Genomic DNA, 20,836 nt, shown 5'->3' on the forward strand with positions numbered 1-20,836 from the left:
GGGTGACGCATGCCCTCTACGGGTTTCATGGTTTCCTGGAATTTCCGGCCTGTCGATGAATAGCGCTCTTTCGCAAAGGCGATTCTATTGGGGCGGAAATAGGCACCGAGGGTCCAATCGAGGAACGCTCAGCCCGAATGGTGGCCATTTTCACGTACAGCGTACTCCTCGAGATACCCAGAGTCCGGGCGGCCATCGACATATTTCCGTGGGCGTTCGCAATCGCATCGAGTATCGCTTGTCTCTCCAATTGGTCAAGACGACCAAATGAGCCAGATATCCGCGTCGAGGTCGATATGGGAAGTGTGTCCTTTGCCGTCTGTGCGATGCTCGGGGGTAGCAGGGAAGTATCGATGATGTTGCCTTCGCTAAGCGCGAACATCACCTCGAAGACATTCTGGAGTTCGCGTATGTTGCCCGGCCAGCGATAGCTTAGAAGCACCTGATGCACGGTGGGTTCAAGCTGCTTGGGCGCACAGCCATATTTGCGTGCGAGTTTGCCATTGAGATGCGCGATGATTGCCTCGATATCGCCAGGCCGATCGCGCAGCGGCGGTAGTGGCAGGCTGACCACGCAGAGGCGGTGGTACAGGTCTTCGCGGAAGTGCCCGGCAGCGATCTCCTTCTGCAGATCTCGGTTAGTGGCTGCGATCACACGCACCGAAATGCGCCGCTCGCGGGTGTCGCCCAGGCGAACCACAACACCATCCTGCAGCACGCGCAACAGGTTGGGCTGCATGTCAAGCGGCAATTCGCCGACTTCATCCAGGAAGAGCGTGCCCCCCTCGGCTTGCTCAAACTTTCCCGGAAGGCCACCACGACGAGCGCCCGTAAAGGCTCCATCGGTATAGCCAAAGAGCTCGCTGGCCAGGAGTTCTCGGGTAAATGCGCCGCAATTGACGGCAATGAACGGTCCCTCGGGGCGATTGCCTGCCCGATGCAGCGCTCTGGCAAAGAGCTCCTTGCCGGCGCCCGTTTCGCCAAGGAGCAGTACCGGCAGATCGAGAGGGGCGATGCGCCGCGCACGCGCCTTGGTCGCCTCCAGCACCTCGCTTCCCCCTATGATTTCACCAAACGCATCGTTTCCTGCCGTCGTTGCCTTGACCGTGGCCGTGACATTGGCCGCGGGCAGCGATACAGCGGTTCGATTCGGGCGCGCACCAAGCGGGATCACCAGCACCGTACCGAGCACGCCGTCATGGTCCTTCACAGGGTGCAGCCATTCGGGACGCAGCCATTCCGGGCGTTGGGAGGACCGATCGATTTCGGATAGTGCGAGGTTGAGTCCTGGCACCTGGCTGCCAACTTCCGATGGCAGCCGCACTTCATAGCGCTCCCGCGCCGCCTGCGCATTTCCGTTAGTACGGACAACGCGCCCACGGCTATCGACGAGCACAACGTAGTCACTGGCGTAGCGGATGAAATGATCGATGGCTCGGGTCAGCAGCCGCTCGTGGAGAGCAACGTCGCGTCGGGCCAGTTCGCTTTCGATCTGCCTCGCAGCAGTCACCACCAGGCCCAGGGTGTGGCCATGGAAGGTTTCCTTGACGCCAGAAACATCCACGACTCCCAGCAGGGTTCGACTAAATGGGTCAAGAATGGGAGCCGCGGCGCAAGTCCAGCGCTTGACGTCCAGGCAGAAATGCTCGTCGGCATGGATCTGAACCGGAGCGGCCGTGGCGATGGCAGTGCCGATGGCATTGGTGCCGATGACATCCTCGTTCCAGCAGCCACCGGTGGCCAAGTTGATCCCCTCGCCAACGCTGCGGGCCCTGGTCTCGCCATTGAGGTGGAGTACGGTTCCGCCTGGGTCGCAGAGCATGATGAGCGTGCCGCATTCCCGCAGGATATCGCGCAAGCTCTCGAGTGCCGGTCGCGCGGATTCGCAGAGCTCCCGGTTCTGTCGCTGCAACTGGCGGACACGTTCGGCGGCCGCCCCCGGTGCGGAGTGCCTGGCAGGGTCAACGGCCTCCGAACGACATCGCTGCCACGACGCCAGGACGACACTGCGCACACCTGCCACTTCCAGCGGCTGGTGCTGCACAAAGCACTCCCAGGCGGAAGCCACGACGGGCTCGTCGCCGATGCGAGGGATCAGGGTGCCGCAATGAGAAAACGGCATGGGCGGTCGCTCTTGGTTGACTGGAGTAACCGTATCCGCGTGCCATCACCAAGTCAACAATCTCTTTCTGGATCAACAATTTGTGCCTTGCAGCATGCCAATCGGGCAGTGTGCGGTTTCCGGTCATCGCAGCTTCAGGGTGTCCGGAAACCGGACAGCCCACAAGCCCGGTAGCAGTAACCGCCACTGCGACGAACGGGTGTGAAAAGTGGCGAATGTCAATAGCCCATCCGTGCCGACTCCCTAAGGTCTGGCCCGATGCACCAGCGCGCGGGCTCAGGAAGCGGATTGCGTCGAGTTCGCGAATGCACGGCCCTCGCCTCCGAATCGGTATCGGGAAACTGCACGAAGCAAGGACAGACCTATTGAGGTTGCGACCGTGAGCAGCCTGACAACTTTGAATCCGGCCGCGACCAAATCGCTTGCCCGGAACTTCCATACATCGATCTGCTCGCTGCGGCTCTCGCCATATAAGCACCACATACAGAAGTGCTCACAGTTATTCGAAATCAGGCGATAGCGATCCTCGCCGATGCGGGAGTAGGCTCGCTGGACAGCTTCCACACCAGCGAAGCGAGCGTCGGGGGTTTGCCGGACGCAGACCAGATGCCCCTGCGCGAATTCTGCGAGCGTGACTTCATTCACCGGGCCGCGACGCAGTGACCGCGACAGGCCCGCGTAATGCACGACCGTGCCACCCCCGGCGTAGACGCCATGATGCGCGTACCAGAGCCGTTCGGTGACGAGATGGGCTCCGATCGCCAAGTCCGTGTCGGCAACCGCTTCGACATTCCGTCGCCTTGACCTCGTTGAATTCTTCATGGGCTTCACCACTTCACGCTGCCATTCGCGTGAGACCCGTGCATAGCGCATGCCAGCGCTACAGGCGATCTGCGTCGCAGAGCACTGGAAAGTCGACGTCCATTGCGGCTGCGAAGGCAGGCCTGCATGCCAATGCATGGCGTGACCCGCGTTGGACGACCGTCAGGGCTTGAGCTTCCAAGGGACGGTGCATCGATCGCTCGCCAGAAAACGTCCGGTTTCCAGACACCGCTGCGCCGGACGTCGTGAATCCGGACAGCGACAACAAGTCCCCAGCGACCAGCGAAATGGTCAGGGCATGCGGGCAACTTGTTGATTTCAATCGTCTTGCGGGGCTGCTCGCTTGTGCCCGGCCGGCCTGGCACAAGCTTTGCCAAGGATGAGTCGTGGGAAATCCCACCATGACGACACCAATGACAGGAGGCAGTATGCAACCGCAGTCCACCGTACAGGTGATGGGCATCGATGCCGGTGGCACGATGACCGACACATTCTTCGTGCGCTCCGATGGCCGCTTCGTGGTCGGCAAGGCGCAGAGCAATCCCGGCGACGAATCGCTTGCCATCTACAACTCTTCCGAAGATGCCCTCGCTCACTGGGACCGGACAGTCGACGACGTCTATCCCGAACTAGTGACTTGTGTCTATTCCGGTACGGCCATGCTCAACCGCATTCTCATGCGCAAGGGCCTCGACGTTGGCCTCATCTGTAACCGCGGCTTTGAGCAGATTCATTCGATGGGCCGCGCCCTGCAGAGCTATCTTGGCTATGCACTCGAGGACCGCATTCACCTGAACACCCACCGTTACGACGAGCCGCTGGTGCCCGTCTCACGCACACGTGGTGTCACTGAGCGTACCGATGTGCAGGGGAAGGTCGTCATCCCGCTGCGTGAAGATGAGGTCCGCCAGGCTACCCGGGAACTGGTAGAGGCCAATGCACAAGCCATCGTCATTTGCCTGCTGCAATCCCACAAGAACGAATCGAGCGAGCAGCGCGCCCGTGACATCGTGCGCGATGAGCTGAAAAAGCTGAAGACGGATATCCCGGTCTTCGCCTCGGTGGACTATTACCCATCGCGCAAGGAGAGCCACCGGATGAATACCACCATCCTTGAGGCTTATGGCGCAGAGCCTTCGCGCCAGACCTTGAAGAAGGTGAGCGACCGGTTCAAGAAGCACGGCGCCAGGTTCGACCTGCGGGTGATGGCCACGCACGGCGGCACCATCAGCTGGAAGGCGAAGGAGCTCGCGCGCACGATCGTCTCCGGCCCCATCGGCGGCGTCATCGGCTCCAAGCTGCTGGGCGAGTACCTCGGCGACGAGAACATCGCCTGCTCCGACATCGGTGGCACCAGCTTCGACGTGGCCCTGATCACCAAGGGCAATTTCGCCATCAAGTCCGACCCCGACATGGCCCGCCTGGTGCTGTCCCTGCCCCTGGTGGCGATGGACTCGGTCGGCGCCGGCGCCGGCAGCTTTGTGCGCCTCGACCCCTACAGCAAATCGATCAAGCTCGGCCCCGACAGCGCTGGCTACCGCGTCGGTACCTGCTGGCCCGAAAGCGGACTCGACACGGTGTCCGTTTCCGACTGCCACGTCGTGCTGGGCTACCTTAACCCGGAGAACTTCCTGGGCGGTGCCATCAAGCTTGACGTGCAGCGCGCCCGCGACCACATCAAGGCGCAAATCGCCGACCCGCTTGGCCTGTCGGTCGAGGATGCCGCCGCCGGCGTCATCGAACTGCTTGACCTCACTCTCTCCGAGTACCTGCGCGCCAACATCAGTGCCAAGGGCTACAACCCGGCGGACTTCACCTGCTTCTCCTACGGCGGCGCCGGCCCGGTGCACACCTACGGCTACACCGGGGGCGTCGGCTTCAAGGACGTCGTCGTGCCAGCCTGGGCAGCCGGTTTCTCGGCCTTCGGCTGCGCCTGCGCCGACTTCGAGTACCGCTATGACAAGTCGGTGGACCTTGGTGTTGCCCAGCACGCGTCCGACGCCGACAAGGAAGCCGCCTGCAAGAGCCTGCAGGAAGCCTGGTCTGAATTGGCAGTCAAGGTCATCGACGAGTTCGTCCTCAACGGCTACAAGCCCGAGGACGTGCTGCTGATCCCCGGCTACAAGATGCAGTACATGGGTCAGTTGAATGACCTCGAGATCGTCTCGCCGGTGACCAGCGCCGCCACCGCCGCCGACTGGGACCACATCGTCGACGCCTTCGAGAACACCTACGGCCGCGTCTATGCAAGCTCCGCGCGCTCGCCGGAACTGGGCTTCTCGATCACCGGCGCCATCCTGCGCGGCACCGTCGTGACGCAGAAGCCGGTGCTGCCGGAGGACCCGGATGCCGGGCCGACGCCGCCCAAGGAAGCCTATCTTGGCACCCGTCCGTTCTACCGCCACAAGAAGTGGGTGGATGCCGCGCTCTGGAAGATGGAAGGCCTCAAGGCCGGCAATCACATCGTGGGTCCCGCCATCATCGAATCCGACGCCACGACCTTCGTCGTCCCCGACGGCTTCGAAACCACGATCGACAAGCACCGCCTGTTCCATCTCAAGGAAGTGAAGTAAGGAGACCCGCCATGAACATGATGAGCAATAAGGAAGTCGGCTTCGCCGACCTGCTGCAGAACGGCCAGACACTCAAGCAGCACCGCGACGGCATCATCGAGCGCACCAAGGCCACCGGCCACTACAACGGCCTCAAGAAGCTGGAATTCCGGGACAGCGACCCGATCGGCTACGAGAAGCTGTTCTCCAAGCTGCGCGGCGGCCTGGTACACGCTCGCGAAACCGCCAAGAAGATTGCCGCAAGCCCCATCGTCGAGCAGGAAGGCGAACTCTGTTTCACGCTTTACAACGCCGCCGGCGACTGCGTCCTGACCTCGACCGGGATCATCATCCACGTCGGCACTATGGGCGCGGCAATCAAGTACATGATCGAGAACAACTGGGAAGCCAACCCCGGCATCAATCCCGGCGACATGTTCACGACCAATGACTGCGCCATCGGCAACGTCCACCCCTGCGATATCGCCACCATCGTCCCGATCTTCTGGCAAGGCCGGCTGATCGGCTGGGTCGGCGGCGTCACGCACGTCATCGACACCGGCTCGGTGACGCCGGGCTCGATGTCCACCGGCCAGACCCAGCGCTTCGGCGACGGCTACATGATCACCTGCCGCAAGACCGGGGTGAACGACGAGCCGCTGCGCGACTGGCTGCACGAGTCCCAGCGCTCGGTGCGCACGCCCAAGTACTGGATCCTCGACGAAAAGACCCGCATCGCGGGCTGCCACATGATCCGCGAGCTGGTGGAGGAAGTGATCCGCGCCGACGGCATCGAAGCCTATGAGAAGTTTGCCTTCGAGGTCATCGAAGAAGGCCGCCGCGGACTGCAGAGCCGCATCAAGGCCATGACCCTGCCAGGCAAGTACCGCAAGGTCTCCTTTGTCGACGTGCCTTACAAGCATGACGACGTGCAGGTCTCCAACGCCTTTGCCAAACTGGACTCCATCATGCACTCGCCGGTGGAGATGACCATCAGGCCGGACGGCAAGTGGCGCCTGGACTTCGAGGGCGCGAGCCGCTGGGGCTGGCACACCTTCAACGCCCATCAGGTCGCATTCACTTCCGGTATCTGGGTGATGATGTGCCAGACCCTGGTGCCCACACAGCGCATCAACGACGGCGCCTACTTCGCCACCGAGTTTCGCCTGCCAAAGGGTACCTGGTGCAATCCGGATGACCGCCGCACCGGCCACGCCTACGCCTGGCACTTCCTGGTCTCCGGCTGGGCGGCGCTGTGGCGCGGCCTGTCCCAATCGTATTTCAGCCGTGGTTATCTGGAAGAGGTGAACGCCGGCAACGCCAACACCTCCAACTGGCTGCAGGGTGGCGGTATCAACCAGGACGGCGAGATCCACGCGGTCAACAGCTTCGAGGCCAGTTCGTGCGGCACCGGCGCCTGCGCGGTCAAGGATGGTCTCAACCATGCCGCCGCCATCTGGAACCCGGAAGGCGATATGGGCGATATCGAGATCTGGGAGATGGCAGAGCCTCTGCTCTACCTCGGCCGGAACGTCAAGGCCAACTCCGGCGGCTACGGCAAGTACCGTGGCGGTTGCGGCTTCGAGACGCTGCGCATGGTGTGGAACGCCCAGGACTGGACCATGTTCTTCATGGGCAACGGGTTCATGAACAGCGACTGGGGCATGATGGGCGGCTACCCTTCCGCCACCGGCTATCGCTTTGAGGCACACAAGACAGGGCTGGACAAGCGCATCGCCATTGGCGATTCCTTGCCTCTGGGCGGCGACATCGATCCGGGCAAGCCGGATTACGAGCGCCACATCGATGCCACTGCCGTGATCAAGCGTGACAAGCAGTGCATCACCACCGAGGACTGCTACGCCAACCACGACCTGTACCTCAACTACCTGCGCGGGGGCCCGGGCTTCGGCGACCCGATCGATCGGGATCCGAAAGCCATCGAGGCGGACCTCAACCAGAAGTTCCTGCTGCCGGAGTACGCCCAGAAGGTCTATGGTGCCGTCTTCACCCAGGACGCCAAGGGCGTCTTCACGGTCGACGCGGGCAAGACCCAGGCCCGCCGTTCCGAGATCCGCAAGGAGCGCCTGGACCGCTCCCTGCCAACCCGCGAGTGGATGAAGGAAGAGCGCGAACGCATCCTCAACAAGCATGCGGCCGTACAGGTGCAACACATGTTTGCCACCAGCTTCGCCCTGTCGGAGAAGTTCACACGGGAATTCAAGGAATTCTGGAATCTTCCCGCGGACTGGCAATTGCCGGAGGAAGAACTGGGCGTGCCGTCCTACGGCGCCAAGCACCGCATGGACCTCTCCCTGCTGCCCGACGTCACCACCGTCGTCCAGGTCGAAGAGTAATCACCGAATCTAGGAGCTGAACAATGTCTGCCTACACCAATGAACAGGTTGCCCACCTCGTCGAAGGTTCCCTGGACTGGGAAACCACCTTCCGCATGCTCTCGATGCCCAAGGATGACAGCCGGTTCGCGCAGTACCTGGCCGCCCTGCAGGCCAAGGTGAGCTTCCCGGACCGCATCGTGCTCCCACTCGGCCCGCACATGTATATCGTGCAGTCGGCCAAGTCCAAGGCGTGGGTGACCAAGTGCGACTGCGGCCACGAGTTCTGCGACTACCGCGAGAACTGGAAACTGCATGCCTCGATCTACGTGCGCGACACCGAGGAGGCGATGACCGAGGTCTATCCCAAGCTGATGGCGCCCGATACCCAGTGGCAGGTATATCGCGAGTACTACTGCCCGTCTTGCGGCACCATGCATGATGTCGAGGCACCCACGCCATGGTATCCGGTGATCCATGACTTCGAGCCAGACATCGAGGCATTCTATAAGGAATGGGTGCAGTTACCGGTCCCGGAGCGTGCCCCGGACTGATCGTCGCGTGAGGAACGGCGGGGCAGGCACTCCCTGCTCCGCGCCGGGAATTGCCAGCAACCAAGCACCACGTAAGCGCTTGCCTGGCAATATGATTATCGCTTGCGGCTTCGTGACCGCGACCTGACTGACTGGCTGCGCGGGAGGAATCCCGCACGAGCTCTAAACGAGAGGATGCATGAACCCCAACCGGGCTCAAACGCTCGTCCGTGCAGCCCGCGCCTGTCCAGATCGGACAGCGCATTTTCTCGGCACTGAACCACTATGCACCTTCGAGCAGCTTGCCGATCGCGTCGCGCGCTGTGCCCTCGGCTTGCGTCACTGGCCCGGGCTGCATGCCGGTGATCGGGTAGCACTGATCATGAAGAACTGCCCGCAGTACGTCGAGCTTTTGTATGGCATCTGGCACGCCGGTCTGTGTGCCGTACCGATCAATGCCAAGCTGCATCCGAGCGAAATTAACGGGATTCTGCAGGACAGTGGTGCCTGCCTTTGCTTCGTCACCGACGTCAAAGCAGAGCCTGGGGCGCAGTCACCCAGGTGTTTGCTGCCCGACGTATCCAGTGAGCCTCACTATCAGGCGCTTGGCGCCGTCCGCTGATGAAAACCTGCCAAGCAACGAATTCACTATGCGGCCGTAGTACTGTGAAAGCGGCCGCTGAGGCAAGGCCAAAGCGAACGGCAGCGATGGGTCGGGAAGCGTCCTTCCCCCAGCCGCCTGACATCGGTCAGCTTCGGCCGTTCGTCACACTCTCACGCGAACTTTCGAATGTTTGCTCCGCTCAGGTAACGGGACTTCGCGGGACATCAAGCTCGTCGCCTCCTCGGCCATACTAGGTACGCTCGATCCGGGCGCGCGCCTCTGCACTTGAAAGCAGGCCCCGGTCCGCGCGGTTGGCCGCGCTTGCCGCATAGACCAACCTGCGTGCATGCGTGATGCCGAGCGGCTCGAACCCGTTGGCCGGATTGAACGCCATCTGATTGACGATGGCCTCGCCTTCGGCTGAAGGCACCGACGAAATCTCGAGCTCCCCGATCACGACTGTCGGAGCCTCCCATACGACCGAAGCGTCGTTCACCGGCGTATGCTTCTCGTCGGTGAAGAGCTGCACCACCAGTTGCCATTTCAGCGCGCCCTTGCTTAGGCGACTGAGCAGATCGTTGCGCAGATACTGCTCGTCATGACGATCGCCTTCGGTGCCGGGCACAGTGTCGGGACACGGCTGCAGCGCGTACTTGAAGGCTGCATCGTTACACTTCACCACCGAGCCCCAGAACGTCTCCGTCGTGAGGCTCGCCACCGTGTGCAACTTCGTCGCTTGGAACAGGATGCCAAAGGAGCGCGCCGCCTCGACAGGTCCGAGCTTGCGCGCGAACACGTCGGCCGTCGCTTTTTCAATCAATCCCGCAAGCCCCCCTCGATCTGGGAGACGAGCACATCTGCGATCTCCATGAAGCTGTTCGCATCCCGCGCATGCGACCGACCGCCTTCGTTCGTTACGAGCAAATCGGTTTCAGTGCCGTCGGCCGTGAAGCACTTGACGGCAACGCCACGCACGTCCGCCTCCGTGTCAGCAAAAGGACAGGGCTGCCCGTTCGAAAAGCGGCACGCCACACGGTAGAGCAGCGGCGCACCCGAAGCGCCGCCGTTCGCGAAGAGACCCGACGCAAGCGCGGGCGGCACCGCGGCGAAAATGCGCAGCGTGCCGAACGCGCCCATCACCTGCTTTTGATGCTGGCCCCTGTCGATACGCCCGCCCAAGCCCGTCCGGCTGCTCGACGCGATCGATTCCTGCTGTGCCCTGATCTTTTCGATCATTGTGGCCATGATGTCCGGCGTGTCCGGGTGGTCTTCCCATCCGGTGCCGGAACCCACTTGTTGCGCTGCTGCACCGATTGTCGTTTGGTTCGCCACGGCCGCCTCCGATCCGGTTCATTACACCACGCATCCGGAGATCGGTCCCTGTCGCAACCGACCTCCCCAGTCATGCATCGCCTCGCCGGCCATCGGTCTTGACGGCGAATCGGAAGGCCGCTTCGGATCGAATGCAGACCCCAGGTCTAGGGCAAGTATCAACTCTACCGGCCGCAAGACGCTGAACATCGCCGGCGTCTGGTTCAAGACAACGATGGCCGTCTTGCAGACGATTGCCACATATAGCGTCAGGTGACCGGCGACTCCAGCGCAGATCAGGGATGTGCGGAGACATCCCCATAAAGCTGGCGCATGAATGCTCGAAACACAGGATTCATCACATCGTCGTGGTTCTTAATGACATCGCCGTCCACCTCGACGTTCCAGATCAGTGCATTCGCCACCGCACCTTCGTCGGCTCCAACCACCGTCGTCAGAAAGCTGCCGCCGCAAAAGGTGCGTGTCCATTTTGGCTTAAGCAGATGCCCCAGCGTGAGGTTCTGGCGAAAGAACTCAGCAGCGTCTTCTGCCTCGAGTTTCTTGTTCTGACGCACTGCCTCGCCCAGTTCCTCGCCGTGCAGATCTTTGAGATCCGCCTCTGACCTCCATCCTGCACAACGGGCGCCGTCGCCAGGCATGGCGTTGTCCGCGCCCGGCACCTCGTCGGGCGCGTGAGCGTAGAGTCGGTGCGTCAGGTAGTGTTCGATGTGGCCCGGGGTCTTCTTCATGGCCGTACCCTGCTCACTGGTGGTCTCACGCTCGAAGAGCGTATTGACCGAGCGGCCAATCGGAAACGCGATCCCTGTTGCCCAGTCCTTGATCGACGTGACTGACACTAGCAGCGGCGGCTGGAACCGAGTCGGCTTATACTTGAGCGCCACGCGATAGAGCGCTTCATACCGCGATGCCTCGAAGGCCGGATTAATCAGTAAGATCATGTCCGCCGGCCTTTCCGGCAGTTCCGTTCCCTTGCCCGTTCCGTCCAGATCACGCTGCGCTGCCAGCGACTCGATCAGCGATCCGGACATGGCGGCATAAAGGATAAGCCCGCCAAAGCTGTGACCTATCATCAGCGTGCGGATGCGGGGACGCGCGCCTGCTTTCTCGGAAGCTGCGCCCGTCTGAAGCGCGCCGCCCGACTGCGCGTCGTTGTAGTAAGTTCGGAGGGATCGCAGTCGTGCGAACAGCTCGCGCGACGATCCGATCGAGATGCGTCGCGCGGCCTCTTTGCGCGCCCAGAAAGTCAGACTCAGCAGCGGATCGGACACCGTCCACGACTTCCCTCGCCAGGCCACATAAACCCCCACGACCTTTCTCGGTTTGCCAGCCGGACCGGCCCGGTCACGTTCCTCGGCGCCTGCGGCTTCGAGCAACGCACGGAATTCCTGCACATTTGCGTCGTTGGTCTGTGCGTTGTGCTTCCAACCGTGAACGAAAACAACGATGCTCAGGTCCTCACCTTTTTTGGCAAGGAGGAACGTCAGCCGATCCATCAGGTTATCGATCTGGTTCGAGGGGTTGTTCGCCAGCGCGTCCGCGGATGCGGGCGTATTCGGATACAGCCAGCCCTGGTCGTCGAACTCGACGAAATGCAATTCATAGAGACCTCGCACACTTTCCGGTGTCACTTTGCCGCACGCTTGCCGTAAGTCATCGTGCATATTGGAGCTTGCACGCTGACAGCTTGCGTCCTTGTCGAGGTCAACAAGATGGGTGCGATACGCGCTGTTCGGCGCGCACGCACAGAGCCCCACTAGCAGCAAGGCTGCAAACTGCCTTTGCAGGAAGCGTATCGCGCAGGCTTGTGCTGCGCTGGCGGCGTCGGGTCTCATCTGTCCAAGGCCAGGTGCGGCGGCTTCTGGCGCTAGTCCGCTGCGTCATTCGAAAAGCACCCCGTTCGACTGGGCCTCAAGGGGTGCGTTTTCTCTGACGCAATGGACTAGGCGTTCTGATCGGTCGACCTCGGTGCTGTCTTGAAATAGTCAGCAAACGGCCACGCCGCCTTCAATTGCGCTTCGGTTCCGGCATAGCAATCGCGATCGCCGGGATCCATTCCCGCAAAGGCACGGGGTTCCGGCCCCGACTTGCCGTCGGTGTACTGCCAGAGGATAAAGTGCGGCCAGGTGTCCGTCGGGATGCCAACGGGCTGACTTCGATATCGGGCATACCAGAGCGGGCAATTCTTGAGGATTGGATCCGCGCCATGTGCCTGCACGGCATCGCGCAGCATGTTGCCACCATAGATCATGGGCCAACGACCAGTCTTGTCCTTGACGCTGACGACAAAAGCCTGGGCCTGCTCTAGCGTCATGTCTGGGCCGCTCGAACTGGGTTCGAAATCGAGACAAAACAGCGTCGCTGTATTGTCTACCGCTGGATCATCGCACTGCGTGGCGGCCAGGAAATTGTCTGCCTGCTCGTTCGCCGGACGGGAACTGGAAAAGTGGTAGGCACCCCACAACAGTCCCGCGGCGAGTGCGTCTTGCCGTCGCCTCCTGTATGCAGGATCCTGAAAAGTCGCGCCCTCGCTGGCCTTGTGGATAACGGCTCTGACCCCGGCATTCCTAGCTTTGATGGCATCGAAATGGTTGTCATGGTTGATGTCGATGACGACATCGATGGAGCCTGGCATGGTTTCCGGCATGGCGCCCTCCTGATTCAGTGCCATTTGGACCACGGCGCATCCATCGGCGAGCGGCCCAAGCTGCGCGGCGTCTGTGCCATGGAGTCCCGCAGTACGTGCGCCTGTTGCCTAACACCGTCGCTGATACCAATCACGGCGCCATCCGCGAACCCGTCTGAAGCATAGGCAAGCGATCGGGTGAACCATCTCAGCCAGGTGGATGACTTTGTGTTGCGGATTATTGAACTCTGAATTAGACGAAGTTTCTCTCGCAATTCGGGCCTGCATCCTGCTGGCGGGCTGAGAACTTGGGCGCCAGGTGTCCGCAATAGGCTGAAGAACGCGAATGGCTGCCGTGGGTGAATCACTGCAAGGCTCGGCACGCGCGATCGGCAGAAGTGAGGCGCTCAGAGGCATCCACCTCTCCGCGCTGGGTGTCCGACTGAGACCGGCCAAGATGCGACGCCCGCTCGCGCTGCTGTTGGGACATTCACACGTCCGCTTTCCTCCAGGTCGCAGCCGTTCCGATGGCTTGGATCCCGTTACGTCGGTTTTGCCTGACTCTCCCAGCAAGGATTGATTCCCCGTTGACACCGCTCCGCTTTGCGAACGCATGCTCACGACTGAACTAGCCGCCGGCTTTCCATTGCTCGCCGTACGACGCCACTAACCCTTAGCCTCTCCGTCGCAAGCACTGAAATCGCGTTGCTCGAAGCCGCGGACATCCGATGGCGTGAGTGCAAACCACTGGCGGCAGGCGCGCGACAATGCTGATTGAGCAGGAAAACCAAGCATCAGAGAAATCTGGCCGACCGCCAGCTTGGTGCCTCGAAGATAATGCAGCGCGAGGGCTGTGCGAACCTCGCCCCTCAGTGTTTCGAAATTAGTGCCCTCTTCCGCGAGCCGGCTGCAGCGTTCTCGGATGCATGGCAAGCCTCGAAGCACCTCTCACAACGGCCGCCCTATTCCTCCGTATTTCGCGTGAAACTCGCCGGAACGTCTGGTCCCCACAGGAAAAGAGAGTCTTCGGGAGCAAAATCCCCACTTGGCCACGCCTGCCCGACAGCGATGTAGTCTATCCCGGCTGAGTACTCGCAAAACGAACCCCACGGGTCCTCGACGTAATGAAAATAGTTGGACCCAAGCACGTGCCTGCCCGTCCCCCACCCGCCGGCATAACCGGCGGCCGCCATTTGCGCGGCGCCTTCGCCAACCGCGTCCACATCGTCGACATCCCACGAAGCATGATGCCAGCCACGAGCACTGCTTTTGGCAAATGCCAGCAAATGGTGATCGCAACCATGCGGGGCGTGCGTGAACGCAATCAGGTCGCGCGATCGATCTGACAAGCGCAAGCCGAGCGCTCGCTCGTAGAAGTCGACCGCGCGCAACACATCCGGTGTGAACAGCAGGACATGGGACAAGCGATTGGGCACCACGCGGCGCACATGGGCGCGCGTGCATGCGCCGCGCGCATTGGCGTCCGCTCCCGCGCGCTCCTTCCGCGCTTTCTGGTCCGGCGAGGTCTTGGGCCCCGCCCTAACCAGGATCAGGTTGCCATCCGGGTCGTGGAACCACAGTCCATCGTCCCCGCTGTTGCCCGGCGCGCAGGCATCCTTCGCCCCGGCGCGGGCGACCTGATCTCGCAGCAAAGGCATGTCGGCGTCATAAGCGTTGAAGCACAGATACGCCAGCGATTTGCGCGCCGCCGGCAAAATTCGCGCCCAGCGATGCCCGTCGGCGGCACGCAATGCAAGCTCGCCGCGATCTGGGCCGGCAGCGTCCACCCCCAACCCAAACGCATGAAAGAAGGCCTGCGCTTCAGCCAGCGATGGAACGTTGAGGGCGAAGTGATCAATCGAGTGGACGGCCGCGCGCGCCGGCCGCAGTGCGGAATGGGTCATGAGGATCTCCTGGCGGCGAGCCACCGCATGCATTCGCCGAGGGCTCGCTCCTTGCCTGTGTTCAGCCGCCGCTTTCGTCGACCACCGGATTGCGCAGCGTGCCAAGGCCTTCCACGGCCACCTCGCACACATCCCCCGGCTGCATCATCAGCCTTGGCGTACGCGCCCAGCCAATGCCGGAAGGCGTGCCGGTAACGATCACATCGCCGGGTTCCAGCGTCATGGCTTCACTGATCACGCTGATCAGGGTGGCGACGTCGAACACCATGTCATCGGTACTTGCGGATTGCACGACCTCGCCGTTCAGCCGAGTCTGCAGCAGCAAGCCCCGAGCGCCTGGCGGCAGTTCGTCGGCAGTCACCAGGTCGGGCCCGAAGGCACCGGTGCCGTCGAAGTTCTTGCCCACGGTCCATTGCGGCGACTTGAACTGGTACTCACGCACCGAACCATCGTTGAACAGCGCATAGCCCGCCACGTGCGAGAGGGCATCCTCCTTGTCGATATGGCGCCCGCCCTTTGCCATGACTACGGCGATCTCGCCCTCAAAGTCGAGCGAGTCCGACACCCGCGGGCGAACCAGTGGCGCCTGATGGGCGATCAGGCTGGTCTGCACGCGCAGGAAGATGGTCGGATAGTCCGGCTGCTCGTACTGGCTCTCTTTTGTGTGGTCCGCGTAGTTCAGCCCGATGCAGAGGATCTTCGGCGGGCGGGCCAGGGGCGGCAGGTAAGCGATGCCCGCCGCGTCGAGCGTTTCGCTGGTGGCATGCTCCCGGCCGTATGTGTTCAGGTCAACGCCGCGCGCCAGGAGTTGTTCCAGCGAAACCGGGCCGATAACGCGGATGTCCTTGCCATCGCGCACGCCGAGGCAGGGCTTGCCATCCTTCAGGAAGGATACATAACGCATTTTCTAGTCTCCAAATTGATCAATGTGTAAAACTCGCGCCGTCACGTTGGAACGGAACCGGCGTGCTGGCTGAGCCACGCCTGGAAGGCGTGGCAGATGTCGTCATGAGCGCGGCGCGCCGATGCGGAGGCTTCAAAGAAGCCGAAGAAGGGATGGAACATGTCATCGAAGCGAAGCACACGCACCGGCACGCCAGCCGCGGCAAGCCGACCTGCATAGGTCACGCCTTCCGCCTGCAGTGGGTCATGTCCCGCAACCGCCACCACGGCCGGCGCCACACCATGAAGGTCGGCCGCATGCATCGGTGACGGCGGGAAACAGTCGGCCAGCGCAGCGTTCTCGCCGAGGTACAGCCGCGAGATATCGCGGAGGTCGGAAGGCGACAGCATCGGAAAGTCGCTGCGCAACGCTTCGATCTGCCCGATATCGCGTGCGAAATCGACGCCAGGCACGACCAGCAACTGCGCCGCCAGGCGCTCGGCCTGATCGCCCCGGTCGCGCAGCCTGAGCGCGGTGGAGGCGGCTAGGTTGCCGCCTGCGCTTTCCCCGGCCACCGCGACCCGCGCCCTGTCGCCGCCCAGTTCGCCGGCATTGCGCAGCGCCCACAGCGTCGCCGTGAGCGCGTCGTCATGCGCGGCGGGAAACGGATGTTCAGGCGCGAGCCGGTAGTCGACCGAGACGATGACGGCATTGACGTCGCGGCAAAGCTTTCGCGCGATGTCGTCCATCAGCGCCACGCTGCCCAGCACAAAGCCGCCGCCGTGGAAGAACACGACCGTCGGCAGCGACATCGATGCATGGCAGGGACGGTAGACCCGCACCGGCACTCGCGCACCCTCATGGACGGCAATGCAGTCCTCGATGGCGGCGACCTCGGGCAGCGGAGCCCGCTCGCGCGCGGTCTGGATGGCAACACGCATGCGTTCGCGGGCCTCGTCAGGCGTGCCGGAGAACGGAGCCGGCGCATCCGCCGCACGCATCGAAGCCACGATGGCCGCCAGTTCCGGGTCGAGTGGGATATGCATTGGGTTTTTCTTCATCGGAGACCGAGAACATAGTGCTGCGACGCCAACGCACGCCGGCGCAACGCATCCAGGTCGATATTCGTCATGCGGCCATGGCGCTTGACGGTGCGGCCGGCGACAAGCACCGTATCTACATTGCCCGGATGCGCGGCCAGCACGACCGCGCCCACCGCATCGGATACCGGCGTCAGGTTGAGGTCATCGGCGCGGATCATGATGAGGTCGGCCTGCTTGCCGGGCGTCAGCGTGCCGACTTTGTGCGCCAGCCCGTTTGCCTTGGCCCCCGCCACGGTGGCAAATTCCAGTACGTCCCGCAGCGACAGTGTTGCCGGCGCATTCGCCACGCGCGAGTGGCCGCCGCCCATCCATGAGCGGTAGTACGCAAAGGCGTGGCGCATCTGGGTGAACATGTCGCCCGAGCATTTGGTTTCGGTATCCCCACTCAGGCTGGGCCGGATACCGGCCGCCAGCAGGCGATCGAAGGGAATGTCGCCAATCCCCTGCGCGTTCATTTCGCAATGCACGCCTAGCGACGCGCTGACGCCGGCACCGGCCATCATCGCGATCTCTTCCGCGCTGGAAAAGCAGCAGTGCACAAAGGTCAGGTCGTCGCCCAGCACGCCCGCCGCATGCATCTGCGCAATGCCCTGCACCGGCGCATTGCGGGCGTAGGCACCCATGTGGATAGAGGAACGGATGCTCAGTTCGCGCGCCAGCCGCAAATCGGCCAACCAGACGTCCCGGCACGCCATCTCCGGGCCGCGCGCGGCCATCGCCAGCGTCAGCAACTGGTCATCCGACGAGAAGTAGCGCTCGCGCAGACGCCGGATATCGACGGGATGGGCACGCTGGCTGTCAAACATCCAGGATGACCCGTCGACTAGCGGCCACCCGTGCGCGAACACGCCGCGGATGCCGGCGTCGCGCAAGCCGAGGATGGCGGCATCCGCGTGTTCGGGTGAGTTCTGCACGTGCGACCAGTCCAGCATGGTGGTGATGCCGCTGTCCAGGGCGGACACCGCGCCAAGCATCGTGCCGATCTGGACATCTTCCGGCCGGAACGCCGCGCCTTTGGCGCCCAGCATCTCGGCAAAATAAATCTGCGGATCAATATCGGCATATCGATGCCTGACGCAGCTTTGCCAGGTGTGCCGATGGGTATCGACAAAGCCGGGCAGCACGATCATGCCGCTCGCGTCGATCTGATCCGCTGCCGCAGCCTCGATTTGCGGAGCCACGGCGGCGATCCGGTCGCCTTCGATCAGGACATCGCCCTGGCGCAGGTCGCCCACCGCCGGGTCCATACTGAGCACCCAGCCGCCGCGCAACAATACACGTCGATCGTTCATCGCCTCACCGCCTCAGCCATTTCGACAGTTGTGCAGCCACCTCGCCGGCGCGTGCCACGTCGGTGCCTACCCAGGCCACGTAGCCATCCGGACGCAGCAGCAGCGCCTTCACTCCGTCCATGGAGGCCGGCGTGCGGGCGGCACGCGCCGCCAGCACGGTGACCGGCAGCTCCGACAGGTCCATGGTGGCGAACTGGCGGCTGAAGCCTTCCAGGTCGATCAGGACAAAGCGGCGCTCCCGGAGGGTCTGTGCCACGGATACCGCGCTGCCGTCCGGCAGCAGCAGGTCGAGGTCCGGGCAAGGCAGGCCGGTCAGCGGGTGGCTGTCCGCCTCTCGCGGATATGGCGCTTCCAGGCCGCACAGTTCGCGTACGAGCTTTCTTTGCACATCAGGCAGCGGGATGATCTGCGCCTGCATGCGGCGCTTCAGCGCGATGGCTTCCGGCCCGAAGCTGAACTGCAGCGCGCACTGGGCCTTCACGCTTTCCAGCAGCGCGAGCATGACCGGCAGCCGCTCGGCATTATAGGTATCGAGCGTGGCCGGGTCCGCCAGGCCATGGACGACATTGGCCAGCTTCCAGCCGAGGTTGAAGGCATCCTGCAGGCAGAAGTTCATGCCCACGCCGCTTGCCGGGTAATGGATGCGTGCCGATTCCCCGACCAGGAAGACCCGCCCCTTGCGCAGCGCGGGTACCGCGCGCATCTGGTCGTCGAAGCGCGACGCCCAGCGATACGACCGGATGCCGTAGTCGGTGCCGTGCACATCGCGGATGCATTGCAGCGCTTCTTCCAGTGTCACCGGCTCGTCCTTGGGGGCATGCCGCCGGTCGCGATGGACGATATTGAAGCGGGTAATGCCGTCGCCGAACACGTAGCCGCGCACCCAGCCCATCTCGTTATCGACATTGATGCGCCCGCCCGGCCATGGCGCCTGCAGCTCGGCGTCAAGGACGATGCCGCGAAAGGTCCCCGCATGCCCCTCGAACGGCAGGCCCAGCCGGGTGCGCACGGCACTGCGACCGCCATCGGCGCCGACCACATAGCGGGCCTGTAGGGTGACGGCGACGCCCGCGGCATCGACCACGTCGACCTCGACACCCGCATCCGACTGACGCACGTCGCGCACTTCCATGCCCGCGCGGATTTCTGCCCCGCTCTCCAGCGCCCAGTCCCACAAGATCTGTTCGGTGAGGTTTTGCGGCAGGCCCAGCGTAAAGCCGAAGCGCGACTCCAGGTGCTTCCATTCGATTGGGTGGAAGCCCGCCCAGATATGCGAAGGCCGGAACGGATAATCCGCGATCGAGCGGGTCTTCTCGATAAATCGATGCGCAATCCCTCGCGCATCGAACAGCTCAAGCACCCGGGGCAGCAAGGTCCCCGCGCGCGACTGGACCCCGTCGGTGCGGCGTTCCAGCACCAGCGTCCTCACGCCGGACCCGGCAAGCTCCGCAGCCATGGTCAGCCCCGAAGGCCCGCCACCAACGACAATCACATCCCACTGCATGTTTCAATTCTCCTTCTAGGGCCAAAGCCGGAAGCGCCGTGGCGCGCTAAACGATTTCCAGTCAGAACAGGTGCGTCATGCCCGCTTCCAGCACGAGCTGGCGCGACGACGTTGCGGGCGGCTGGTTGCGCATCACCGCAAGCTGCCCCGACCCCGCCACCTGGAGCACTCCGAGCACATAGAGGCTGGTCCGCTTCGACAATGCATAGTCGAGATGGGCGTGGAACTGGTTCCACTTGTAGGGATCGAGGCTGGTGTACGAATAGCCGCCGCCAAGGCGAAGCTGCTGCGTGACGTACTTGTAGGCGCCGACATCGATCGACTGCGCAGTCTCGCGCGCACCTGCCGCAGACAGGCGCGTGTAGCTGTAATTGGCCATCACCCGCCAGCCGTGGTCGGCATACGCAATCCCGGCGCTGGCAGTGTCCTGATTCTGGAAGATCGATGCCGTGGGATTGCCGCTGAAGTCGATCCCATACAGCCGGGTAATGCCCAGTTTCTGGCCGGGTGCATAGGGCACGCCGTTGACCGATTCCAGCACGATGACGCCTTGCACCGGCCCGCCGCTGTAGCTAACCTCGGCGCCCACGGCGCGCCCGGTATTGGTCGTCGAACTGGCATTGCCGAAGGCGTACATCGCGCCGAACTGCAGCCCGCCAATTGCTGGCGATTTGTACTTGACCGTGCTATTCAGCGAATTGCCCACGGTCCGGTCCAGGTTGCCGGGGTGCGTGGCCAGCAGCGAGGTGTAGCGCTCGGAGGTAAAGGGCACCAGATCGGCCAGCAGGTCGTACATGGAGCCCAGCGAAACCGTACCGAAGGTGTTGGAGCTCACGCCGACATAGCTCTCGAACGGCGTCGACAATCCCGTATCCAGGAAGGCATATTTGCTCAACCGGAAGAACGCCGCCGTATCGCCGTTGATCGCTTCCTTGCCCGACATGGCGATAAAGGGCACGGCGTGCGTGCCGCTGAGCTGAAACTGTCCGCCGCCACCGGGACCGGCATTGGTGGTGTAGGACACGCCGCTCCCCAACAGGCCGGACAACGTGACCGACGATTGCGCCCTGGCGGGCAGGTGGCAGACCGCCAACATGGTGGCGCAGGCCAGCGCCACAGCTAACTTCCTCATTCCTGTGTCTCCGTGTTTCTGGTTTTTTCGGGCCGCACGGGTCCCTGCGCGGCCGCCTTGCAACAGCCCACGTGGATCAACGCGTCTTTGGGGG

At 62.9% G+C, this 20,836-nt stretch carries 17 protein-coding genes; 4 read left to right on the plus strand and 13 right to left on the minus strand.

The genetic code is table 11. The features are described 5' to 3' along the window. Positions 1–25 precede the first annotated feature (25 nt). Together ACIGJC_RS29640 and ACIGJC_RS29645 are read right to left on the minus strand one after the other, a co-directional pair. Positions 26–2,122: a sigma-54-dependent Fis family transcriptional regulator gene (locus tag ACIGJC_RS29640; protein ID WP_483715109.1), complete on the minus strand. Its 2,097-nt coding sequence runs from the start codon at positions 2,120–2,122 to the stop codon at positions 26–28. Positions 2,123–2,398: 276 nt separating this feature from the next. Further along, a complete protein-coding gene (locus ACIGJC_RS29645) occupies positions 2,399–2,944 on the minus strand; it encodes a lecithin retinol acyltransferase family protein (RefSeq protein ID WP_483715110.1) in 546 nt (181 codons plus the stop codon). 428 nt (positions 2,945–3,372) lie between these two features. Here ACIGJC_RS29645 and ACIGJC_RS29650 point away from each other — a divergent pair, with 428 nt between their 5' ends. The 4 genes from ACIGJC_RS29650 (at position 3,373) to ACIGJC_RS29665 (ending at position 8,987) form a co-directional block, all read left to right on the plus strand. Then, complete coding sequence (locus tag ACIGJC_RS29650; protein WP_483715111.1) at positions 3,373–5,517, plus strand: hydantoinase/oxoprolinase family protein; 2,145 nt, start codon at positions 3,373–3,375, stop codon at positions 5,515–5,517. Positions 5,518–5,528: 11 nt separating this feature from the next. Beyond that, entirely contained in the window at positions 5,529–7,853 is a 2,325-nt protein-coding gene (locus ACIGJC_RS29655; protein ID WP_483715112.1) for a hydantoinase B/oxoprolinase family protein, read from the plus strand. Positions 7,854–7,876: 23 nt separating this feature from the next. Further along, the gene (locus ACIGJC_RS29660) at positions 7,877–8,386 is read left to right on the plus strand and encodes an acetone carboxylase subunit gamma (RefSeq protein WP_483715114.1); all 510 of its coding nucleotides are present in this window, start codon (positions 7,877–7,879) and stop codon (positions 8,384–8,386) included. 178 nt (positions 8,387–8,564) lie between these two features. Further along, positions 8,565–8,987, plus strand: coding sequence for an AMP-binding protein (locus tag ACIGJC_RS29665; RefSeq protein WP_483715115.1), 423 nt, complete (start codon positions 8,565–8,567; stop codon positions 8,985–8,987). 232 nt (positions 8,988–9,219) lie between these two features. On the opposite strand, the gene ACIGJC_RS29670 is transcribed toward ACIGJC_RS29665, so the two are convergent. The 11 genes from ACIGJC_RS29670 to ACIGJC_RS29720 all read right to left on the minus strand — a co-directional run bounded on the left by ACIGJC_RS29670 (position 9,220) and on the right by ACIGJC_RS29720 (position 20,742). Further along, entirely contained in the window at positions 9,220–9,789 is a 570-nt protein-coding gene (locus tag ACIGJC_RS29670; RefSeq protein WP_483715117.1) for a catalase family protein, read from the minus strand. Then, entirely contained in the window at positions 9,786–10,301 is a 516-nt protein-coding gene (locus ACIGJC_RS29675) for a hypothetical protein (protein WP_483715118.1), read from the minus strand. The genes ACIGJC_RS29670 and ACIGJC_RS29675 overlap by 4 nt, the downstream gene beginning before the upstream one ends. 275 nt (positions 10,302–10,576) lie before the next feature. After that, the gene (locus ACIGJC_RS29680) at positions 10,577–12,133 is read right to left on the minus strand and encodes a hypothetical protein (protein ID WP_483715120.1); all 1,557 of its coding nucleotides are present in this window, start codon (positions 12,131–12,133) and stop codon (positions 10,577–10,579) included. A gap of 107 nt (positions 12,134–12,240) precedes the next feature. Further along, positions 12,241–12,945, minus strand: a complete 705-nt coding sequence (locus ACIGJC_RS29685) for a glycoside hydrolase family 25 protein (RefSeq protein ID WP_483715122.1) — start codon at positions 12,943–12,945, stop codon at positions 12,241–12,243. A 645-nt stretch (positions 12,946–13,590) separates the two neighbouring features. Beyond that, complete coding sequence (locus ACIGJC_RS29690; protein WP_483715123.1) at positions 13,591–13,869, minus strand: helix-turn-helix domain-containing protein; 279 nt, start codon at positions 13,867–13,869, stop codon at positions 13,591–13,593. A 17-nt stretch (positions 13,870–13,886) separates the two neighbouring features. Then, positions 13,887–14,828, minus strand: a complete 942-nt coding sequence (locus tag ACIGJC_RS29695) for a VOC family protein (RefSeq protein ID WP_483715124.1) — start codon at positions 14,826–14,828, stop codon at positions 13,887–13,889. 61 nt (positions 14,829–14,889) lie between these two features. Then, positions 14,890–15,732, minus strand: coding sequence for a fumarylacetoacetate hydrolase family protein (locus ACIGJC_RS29700; RefSeq protein WP_483715125.1), 843 nt, complete (start codon positions 15,730–15,732; stop codon positions 14,890–14,892). A gap of 41 nt (positions 15,733–15,773) precedes the next feature. Next, positions 15,774–16,757 (minus strand): alpha/beta hydrolase, encoded by a 984-nt coding sequence (locus tag ACIGJC_RS29705; RefSeq protein ID WP_483715126.1) that lies wholly within the window; start codon positions 16,755–16,757, stop codon positions 15,774–15,776. Positions 16,758–16,768: 11 nt separating this feature from the next. Next, positions 16,769–18,106, minus strand: a complete 1,338-nt coding sequence (locus ACIGJC_RS29710) for an amidohydrolase family protein (protein ID WP_483715128.1) — start codon at positions 18,104–18,106, stop codon at positions 16,769–16,771. A 4-nt stretch (positions 18,107–18,110) separates the two neighbouring features. Then, entirely contained in the window at positions 18,111–19,610 is a 1,500-nt protein-coding gene (locus tag ACIGJC_RS29715) for an FAD-dependent monooxygenase (RefSeq protein ID WP_483715129.1), read from the minus strand. 61 nt (positions 19,611–19,671) lie between these two features. Further along, entirely contained in the window at positions 19,672–20,742 is a 1,071-nt protein-coding gene (locus tag ACIGJC_RS29720) for a porin (RefSeq protein ID WP_483715130.1), read from the minus strand. Positions 20,743–20,836: the final 94 nt, after the last annotated feature.

It is taken from the genome of Cupriavidus sp. C3SS-1 (assembly GCF_057073755.1).